We start from the raw sequence: 5008 nt of genomic DNA on the forward strand, positions 1-5008 counted from the left end.
GGCACTCGCGCACTACACTCGCGCTCCCACCCAGCATATCGTCAGCCCAGACAGCTCGCGTCCAGCTCGTCTCTCCGGTCCAGCCCTCAGGCGACCAGCCCGAGGCCATCCGTCGCCTTACCGAGGGCTTTGAGTCCGGTCTGGCGGCGCAGACCCTGCTCGGCGTGACCGGTTCCGGCAAGACCTTCACGATCGCCAACGTGATCGAGAAGATCCAGAAGCCGACCATCGTGCTGGCGCCGAACAAGTCGCTGGCCGCGCAGCTCTACGGCGAGTTCAAGGAATTCTTCCCGAACAACGCGGTGGAGTATTTCGTCAGCTACTACGACTACTACCAGCCGGAAGCATACGTGGTTGCCTCGGACACCTTCATCGAGAAGGATTCGAGCATCAACGATCACWTCGAACAGATGCGCCTGGCCGCGACCAAGGCCCTGTTGTCGCGGCGCGACTCGCTCATCGTGGCGACGGTCTCGGCTATCTACGGCCTGGGCGATCCGGAGGACTATATGAGTCTCCGTCTGATCCTCTCGCGCGGCGAGCACATCGAGCAGCGCGCCCTGATCAAGCAGCTCACCGAACTGCAATACGTGCGCAATGAGATGGAGTTGCGGCGCGGTACCTACCGCGTGCGCGGCGAGATCGTGGATGTGTTCCCGGCGGAGTCGGAAGCCGAGGCGTTGCGCATCGAGCTCTTCGACGGTGATGTGGAAAACCTTTCCATCTTCGATCCGCTCACCGGCGAGGTCCTGCGCAAGGTACCTCGCTATACGGTGTACCCGAAGACGCACTACGCCAGTACACGTCAAAGCGTGCTCAATGCGATGGAGACGATCAAGGTCGAGCTCTCTGAACGGCTCGAGCAGCTGTATCGGGACAACAAGCTCGTGGAGGCGCAGCGCCTCGAACAACGCACGCGCTTCGATCTCGAGATGATGGCCGAGGTTGGCTTCTGCCAGGGTATCGAGAACTACTCGCGGCACATGACGCGGCGTGGTCCCGGTGAGCCGCCGCCGACGCTGTTCGACTACCTGCCACCCGATGCCTTGATGGTGGTGGACGAATCGCACGTGACCGTGCCGCAGCTTGGCGCGATGTACAAAGGCGATCGCTCGCGCAAGGAGACGCTGGTGGAGTTCGGTTTCCGCCTGCCCTCGGCGATGGATAACCGGCCGCTGCGTTTCGAAGAATGGGAGCGCCGTGCGCCGCGTGCGATTTACGTGTCGGCCACACCTGCGAAGTACGAGCTCGAGCGCGCGGACGACAACCCGGTGGAGCTGGTTGTGCGACCCACCGGCCTGATCGATCCGGAAGTCGAAGTGCGCCCCGTCCGCACCCAGGTGGATGACCTGCTTGGCGAGATTCGCCTGCGCGTGGCGATGGGAGATCGCGTACTCGTGACGACGCTGACGAAACGCATGTCGGAGAACCTCACGGACTACCTTTCCGAGCACGATGTGAAGGTGCGCTATCTTCATTCGGACATCGATACGGTGGAGCGCACGGAGATCATCCGCGATCTTCGCCTGGGCGAGTTCGATGTGCTGGTGGGTATCAACCTGCTGCGTGAGGGTCTGGATATGCCCGAAGTCTCGCTCGTCGCGATCCTGGATGCCGACAAGGAAGGCTTCCTGCGCTCGCACCGCTCGTTGATCCAGACCATCGGCCGCGCCGCGCGTAACGTGCGTGGCAAGGCCATTCTCTACGCCGACGAGATCACCGGTTCGATGAAGATCGCGATGGAGGAGACGGCCCGTCGCCGCGAGAAACAGATCGAGTACAACGCGGCTCACGGCATCACGCCGACGACCGTGGTGCGGCGCATCGCCGACATCATGGAGGGCGCACGTTCCGACTTCGGTTCGCGCGGCAAGGGCAAACGCGGGAAGGAGGCGAAAAAGGTGGCTGAAGAAGCGACCGACTACGGCTCACTCACGCCGGAGCAGGCCGGCTCGGCCATCAAGAAACTCGAAACGCGGATGTACAAGCACGCCCAGAACCTCGAATTCGAGGAGGCGGGCAAGATCCGCGACGAGATCCACCGGCTCAGGGAGCGGGCCCTGCGCTAGGCCCCATGGCGGGCCGTGACTGAAAAAAATCTGCCGCGACCTCTTGCGGACCCCGTCGGGCGCCGGTAAACTGCGCAGCTCTTCGGGCGGTTAGCTCAGCGGTAGAGCACTACCTTGACATGGTAGGGGTCACAAGTTCGATCCTTGTACCGCCCACCACTTTTCCATAAAGCGAGAAGTGGCTTGAAGACAACGATAAAGGGAGCCTCTCACGGCTCCTTTTTTCTTGCCTTGCGCTCAAGCAGCTAGGCACGCAACCCGTCCATGTATTCACTCAGGGTTTCTCGTTTGACGCCATCTCGCGATAAGCGCCGGTTGTAAAACGAGTCCTGGTCGAGGGCTGCTGATCTGGCTTGGTGCATTCATCGCCGTATAAGCTCAATGTGCCAACGGCGCGGGTTGATGTCGTTTGTTCCAGGGTGATGCGATTTCCTGCATAGACCCCGGTCGCTCGAAGGTCCATCCCTACCGCCAGCCTGTCGTTAGCACCGTGATCCAGTACCAGCCGATACCGGCATTCGAACTGATCGGCACGGTTATCGTGCAGCCGACTCGCTGAGACCACGCCGACGTCCAGCGGCGCTTCGCGAATCAGCGACCGCTGTGCAGATGGCAGGGCAGGCAGCCCGTATACCTTGCGATGTTCGTCTCCGTCGCGCATGAGAAACGAGCCGTATGCGCCCTCCCGCGGCTCATCACCGAGGTTTATCGCGCTGGCGAATGCCGGGAGTTCCTTCTCGGAAACCATGTACATGCGTTCGCCCCAGACGACAGGCATGACATGGTCGGCAAAGCCGATACCACTCGGATCGTTGGGTTGCTCGTATTTCAGAAGCAGACTGCCGTCCGCTTGGGGAACCACCCTTCCCTTGTTCGCTGCGTAGGTACCAAGGCATCCCTGCCATGTGGCAGCAACGCCAGAACGGGGCGCGAGAGATACGGATACGTTTGCGCCAAGGCCATCGCCGGAATAATAGTCGCCAGCCCACGGAGTTCCCGGAGTCGCCGAATTTTCTTTGGCGATGGCGGCGCGCTGTGCGTCTACGGCGTGTTCGAAGGCTGCTTCGGTCGGGGAAGCATATCCAGGGGATGCCCCGCCGAGTAGCGCCAGAGACAGCCCGAATAGGAAAAGGTGGCGGCTTTGCGCAAGCGAGTGCACGATCCCTGTCTCCCCGTACCCTGAAGCGCCATAGTCGGCTTCCTTCAATGGTAAATCAGTCTATCGGTTCAGTGGGATCGTAGGGTCGTGGACGGGCCTACGTCGGATTTTCGATACTCGGACTGTGCTTACCTGAAGAGACTCCCTGGGCGGATGCCGGGTATTCGCGCGCGTCGGCAAGCTGTCTGTATGCGTCGCCGAAACTGGTCAGGATTCTCATGACTCCATGTGTCGACGTGCTGCACGCTGGCCGTCATCCCGCCCGCGTTTCTTCAATCCGGCAGGAATCGACTTCATGGAGCAGGCAATGAGCAAACGCAGCGGTATTCCTCCTTATCGTCCACGCCGAGCGGTCCAGTCGCCAGGGACCGTCGCAAGCCCGGCGGTGGGGGACGCCATCGCGACGACCCTGATCGGCATGCAGGTTCAGCTGACGCGCATCGACGGTCGGCTTAACCGGGTGGATGAGCGGTTCGACAGGATGGACGAGCGTTTCGACCGGATGGACGAGCGCTTCGTTCGGATCGACGAGCGTTTCGACAGGATGGACGAGCGCTTCGTCCGGATCGACGAACGCTTCGTCCGGATCGAAGGCCGGCTCGATGGCATCGACCTTTCCCTAAAGGAAATCAGGGCAGATGTGCATGTTCTGACCGTGTGGAAGGAACGCGTCTTTGGCGTCATCATCACCTGCGGCGCCGTCGCCGCGATGCTGGCCTTCGCCATCAACATCATCAAGATGCTGGAACTCAAGTCGCCCTGAGCGGGTCGCCTCCGAGGCATCTGGCCGCACGCCCCGCGTCGCTCGACGGGCTACACTCACGGCAATCCCCGACGGAGTGGCGTGCGTGGCCTATCTACTGATCAAATCCCTGCACATCGTGTTCGTCATCGCCTGGATGGCGACGGTGTTCTACCTGCCGCGCATCCTGGTGAATATCGTTGAAGCGGGCAACGAGCCGGCGGTGAAGGCACGGCTCGAGCTGATGGGCCGTCGGCTATACAAGTTCGGCCACAGCATGTTCGGTGTGGCCCTCGTGCTCGGGCTGATCCTCTGGTTCGTCTTTCACATCAGTGGTGGCTGGTTGCACGCGAAGCTGGCCCTGGTCGCGGTGATGCTCGCCTATTTCATCTGGTCGGGAAGGGCGCTCAAGCGCAGCATGGCGGGCGGCGCACTGCCCTCGTCGAAGGCGCTGCGTATCGGCAACGAGTTACCCGTGCTGGTGCTGCTGGCCATCGTTTACCTCGTCGTCGCCAAGCCATTCTGAGGTCTCGCCCGGTGCGACCCGGATCGGTCATGATCGCCGCTGACCCAACAAATGCAGGAATCACCGGTTGAGCGACGGGAACGACATCGCGCCAGGCCTCATGGTGCTGCACGGCAACCGGCTGGAGGAGCTGCGCGATGTCCTCGTCGCCTGGTTGCGCCGGGCCCCGCTGAAGCCGCTCGAGGACGAATGGGTTCTGGTCCAGTCCAACGGCATTGCGCAGTGGTTCCGGCTGGCCCTGGCGCGCGCCGTCGACGACGGTGGGCTGGGCATAGCCGCTGCCGTCAACGTCGAGTTGCCGGGCCGCTTCCTGTGGGTGGCCTATCGCGCGGTCCTCGGTCGCGATGCCGTGCCTCCCGAATCGCCTTTCGACAAATCCCGCCTGGTCTGGCGCTTGATGCGCCTCCTGCCTTCGGTGGCGCGGGAGCCGGCTTTCGAGCCGCTGGCCGCCTTCCTCGGTACGGAGGGCGACGCCCGTAAATGCCATCAGTTGGCGGAGCGCCTCGCGGATC

Annotated in this window: 5 protein-coding genes and 1 tRNA gene; 5 read left to right on the forward strand and 1 reads right to left on the reverse strand. The window is 62.3% G+C overall.

The window, feature by feature from the left end; genetic code table 11:
- Positions 1–35 precede the first annotated feature (35 nt).
- Together uvrB and AC1DSN_RS18145 are read left to right on the forward strand one after the other, a co-directional pair.
- The gene (gene uvrB / locus AC1DSN_RS18140) at positions 36–2069 is read left to right on the forward strand and encodes an excinuclease ABC subunit UvrB (RefSeq protein ID WP_477332052.1); all 2034 of its coding nucleotides are present in this window, start codon (positions 36–38) and stop codon (positions 2067–2069) included.
- Positions 2070–2153: 84 nt separating this feature from the next.
- Positions 2154–2228 (forward strand) — tRNA-Val (locus tag AC1DSN_RS18145).
- A gap of 115 nt (positions 2229–2343) precedes the next feature.
- Here the strand turns inward: AC1DSN_RS18145 and AC1DSN_RS18150 are convergent.
- Positions 2344–3276 carry a hypothetical protein gene (locus tag AC1DSN_RS18150; protein WP_477332048.1) on the reverse strand — a complete coding sequence of 311 codons (933 nt, stop codon included), beginning with the start codon at positions 3274–3276 and terminating at the stop codon, positions 2344–2346.
- Between the two features lie 247 nt (positions 3277–3523).
- Here AC1DSN_RS18150 and AC1DSN_RS18155 point away from each other — a divergent pair, with 247 nt between their 5' ends.
- The 3 genes from AC1DSN_RS18155 to AC1DSN_RS18165 all read left to right on the forward strand — a co-directional run.
- Entirely contained in the window at positions 3524–3991 is a 468-nt protein-coding gene (locus AC1DSN_RS18155) for a hypothetical protein (RefSeq protein ID WP_063571876.1), read from the forward strand.
- A gap of 85 nt (positions 3992–4076) precedes the next feature.
- Positions 4077–4496 carry a CopD family protein gene (locus AC1DSN_RS18160; protein WP_477296740.1) on the forward strand — a complete coding sequence of 140 codons (420 nt, stop codon included), beginning with the start codon at positions 4077–4079 and terminating at the stop codon, positions 4494–4496.
- A gap of 67 nt (positions 4497–4563) precedes the next feature.
- A partial coding sequence (locus AC1DSN_RS18165) for an exodeoxyribonuclease V subunit gamma (protein WP_477332050.1) occupies positions 4564–5008 on the forward strand: 445 nt, incomplete at its 3' end.

The organism is Luteibacter sp. P4_D7_3, from assembly GCF_056401735.1.

What these genes read in the sequence shown, in the direction of transcription:
- AC1DSN_RS18155 (WP_063571876.1), top strand. Translation starts at nt 3,524, where the DNA reads ATGGAGCAGGCAATGAGCAAACGCAGCGGTATTCCTCCTTATCGTCCA.